Below are 389 nucleotides of genomic sequence, written 5' to 3'. Positions count from 1 at the left end.
TGTAGCCCTGGCGCCAGGGCAGCTGGAACTGGCCACCGGCCAGCCGGGTCGAGGGGGCGGCCGTCTGCACCTTGGGCGAGGTCATGGCCTCCTTGCCAAACAGGCTCTGCCACTGCTCGCTCAACTGTTGCCGCTCGTGCGGGCCAAGCAGGCTGGCCAGGGCGGCCTGGTGTGCGGCAAGCGGGGGCAGGGCGGGGGCGCTGCGCTGGCTCAGCCGCAACTGGGCCTGGGCCTGATAGAAGCGCTCGGAGAGCTGGCGCGCCATCTGCTCGAGCTGGTTATCGAATCCCCGGGCCTTGATCCGCTTGCCGAAGGGGGCTGCCATGGCTTGTTCCGAAGGGGCCGAGATGAGCTGGCTGCTCGCCTCCATCATCGCCAGCAGCAGCTGG

General features: G+C 69.7%; 1 pseudogene. It reads right to left on the bottom strand.

What is annotated here, in order from left to right:
* Positions 1 to 389: pseudogene (locus BN1128_RS04450) on the bottom strand (M23 family metallopeptidase); the annotation flags it as partial.

It is taken from the genome of Aeromonas piscicola (assembly GCF_000820005.1).
GTDB lineage: Bacteria > Pseudomonadota > Gammaproteobacteria > Enterobacterales > Aeromonadaceae > Aeromonas > Aeromonas piscicola.
Note: the sequence above shows the minus strand (reverse complement) of the source record. Positions and strands in the feature narration are given on the sequence as shown.